The organism is Wylensekiella montiformis, assembly GCF_009697385.1.
GTDB classification, from domain to species: Bacteria; Bacillota; Negativicutes; order Selenomonadales; family Selenomonadaceae; genus Selenomonas_A; species Selenomonas_A montiformis.
In genome coordinates, this window is the sequence record NZ_VUNL01000024.1 from 1 (window position 1) to 2786 (window position 2786).

The 2786-nt window shown below is 52.8% G+C and carries 2 tRNA genes and 2 rRNA genes; all 4 read right to left on the reverse strand.

Annotation, left to right across the window (positions count from 1 at the left end):
- A 23S ribosomal RNA gene (locus tag FYJ78_RS12675) occupies positions 1-1542 on the reverse strand; the annotation flags it as partial.
- 371 nt (positions 1543-1913) lie between these two features.
- Positions 1914-1990 (reverse strand) — tRNA-Ile (locus FYJ78_RS12680).
- 11 nt (positions 1991-2001) lie between these two features.
- Positions 2002-2077, reverse strand: a tRNA-Ala gene (locus FYJ78_RS12685).
- 306 nt (positions 2078-2383) lie between these two features.
- Positions 2384-2786, reverse strand: a 16S ribosomal RNA gene (locus tag FYJ78_RS12690); the annotation flags it as partial.

A 2786-nucleotide genomic window follows, 5' to 3' on the forward strand; every position in this document is an offset into this window, starting at 1 on the left:
TTGTCTATCTGTCAGTTCTCGGCCTTATCATGGGGATTTGCCTCCATGACAGCCTACCGCCTTCGACGCGCATTTCCAGTCGCGCGCTCAAGCTCCTTGCTGTGTCACTCCATCCTCAGACAACATCATGCAGTACAGGAATGTTTGCCTGTTGTCCATCGCCTATGCTTTCTGCCTCGGCTTAGGTCCCGACTTACCCTGAGTCGACGAGCGTTGCTCAGGATCCCTTAGGCTTTCGGTGGGTCAGATTCTCACTGACCGTTTCGCTACTCATACCGGCATTCTCACTTCTTACCGCTCCAGCTGTCCTTCCGGTCAACCTTCAACGCAATAAGAACGCTCCCCTACCCATGCTTGCGCATGACGCGACTTCGGTTCTGTACTTGAGCCCCGGATATTTTCGGCGCAGAGCCTCTCGACCAGTGAGCTATTACGCACTCTTTAAATGGTGGCTGCTTCTGAGCCAACATCCTGGTTGTTTCGGAAGTTCTACATCCTTTTCCACTTAGTACAGCATTCGGGACCTTAGTCGGCGTTCTGGGCTGTTTCCCTCTTGAATACGGGTCTTATCACTCGCATTCTGACTCCCAGGTTCTTCTCATAAAGCCATTCGCAGTTTGACTGGAGTTGGTATCCATTACAGACCCGCGTCCGATCAGTGCTCTACCGTCTTTATGTGTCGCCTGAGGCTAGCCCTAAAGCTATTTCGGGGAGAACCAGCTATCTCCACGTTCGATTGGCATTTCACCCCTATGCACAGCTCATCCCAAAGTTTTTCAACACTCACGGGTTCGGTCCTCCACTCATTTTTACCTGAGCTTCAACCTGGCCATGCATAGATCACTGTGGTTTCGGGTCTAATCCTTGTTACTTTCGCCCTATTAAGACTCGCTTTCGCTTCGGCTCCGCGTCTCCCGCTTAACCTCGCAACAAAAATTAACTCGCCGGTTCATTCTTCAATAGGCACGCTGTCGCACATATAAAGTGCTCCAACTGCTTGTAGACATACGGTTTCAGGTTCTCTTTCACTCCCCTCCCGGGGTCCTTTTCACCTTTCCCTCACGGTACTATGCGCTATCGGTCGCTTCGTAGTATTTTGCCTTGGATGGTGGTCCACCCTGCTTCCCACAAGGTTCCTCGTGTCTCGTGGTACTCTGGATACCGGCCCGTTGGAATCCCTTTCGCCTACCGGAGTTTCACCGTCTGTGCTCAGCCTTCCCAGACTGTTCGGCTAGAAATTCTTCCCTTTGTGCCGGTCCTCAACCCCGGTCGTCCGAAGACGTCCGGTTTGGGCTCTTCCCTCTTCGCTCGCCGCTACTGGGGGAATCTCGTTTGATTACTTTTCCTCTGACTACTTAGATGTTTCAGTTCATCAGGTGTGCCTTCCGTAGATGATACGACTTGACTCGTACCGGGTTGCCCCATTCGGAGATTCATGGATCAATGCCTACTTGCGGCTCCCCATGACTTTTCGCAGCTTATCGCGTCCTTCATCGGCTCGAAGCGCCCAGGCATCCGCCGTATGCCCTTTGTAGCTTAACTTATTTCTCCCGACGCAACGCGCTATGTTTCCGCCTTGCTTCGTTCGATCAAGCTTGCCATTAGGTATCATATTGCTATGATGTCTATGCTTGGGGATCACGAACCGGAGTAAGTCCGATCAGATTGGCCTGAATTGCTGTTCCTGACTAGGCGTCACGGCGCAGTCGCAGTTATACTGCGTCAAGCCGCGACAACGACGTCAGGGGCTGCAAGGCAGGTCAAGATGACGGACGCATCCCGGTCCGTAATCCCCCAAATCCTAAAATGTTCGTTCAAACCATTCTGTTACACACTGTCGTATGTACTCGATGATTTTGATACATTTTATTTCTTCTGTTTAGTTTTCAGTGTACCTTTACCATATTGATAAATGGTGGGCCTAAGTAGACTTGAACTACTGACCTCACGCTTATCAGGCGTGCGCTCTAACCAGCTGAGCTATAGGCCCATAATGATAGATGGTGGAGACGAGGAGAATCGAACTCCTGACCCCCTGCTTGCAAGGCAGGTGCTCTCCCAGCTGAGCTACGCCCCCATGATATGGTATGTTCAGCCTCCGTCAGGCGACGGAGAAGCTTTTTGAGGTCATTCCCTCAAAACTAGACAATGCAACAGCCATAAGCATGGTCTTAGCGCTTCAGCGCTTAGACATCGCTTATACCGAACTTGACTCGGTAGATGCCCGACCTGAAAGTTGAGCTTAGATTCAGCTTGCGCGGTAAGCGTCAGCCAATCAGCTTCGTCCTGCGGACTCGCTTCTTGGGACGCTCTCGCGAACGAGCTGTTGCCGAATCGCCTGCGCCCTTGCGGGCTTGTCTCTTCGACAGCTCAGTTTCCTTAGAAAGGAGGTGATCCAGCCGCACCTTCCGATACGGCTACCTTGTTACGACTTCACCCCAGTCATCGCCCCCACCTTAGACGGCTGGTCCCTTGCGGTTACCCCACCGGCTTCGGGTGTGAATGACTTCCGTGGTGTGACGGGCGGTGTGTACAAGGCCCGGGAACGTATTCACCGCAGTATGCTGACCTGCGATTACTAGCGATTCCGACTTCATGCAGGCGGGTTGCAGCCTGCAATCCGAACTGGGAGATGGTTTATGGGGTTCGCTTCGCCTCGCGGCTTCGCTGCTCTCTGTCCATCCCATTGTAGTACGTGTGTAGCCCAGGACATAAGGGGCATGATGACTTGACGTCATCCCCGCCTTCCTCCGCGTTGTCCGCGGCAGTCTCTCTTGAGTTCCCAC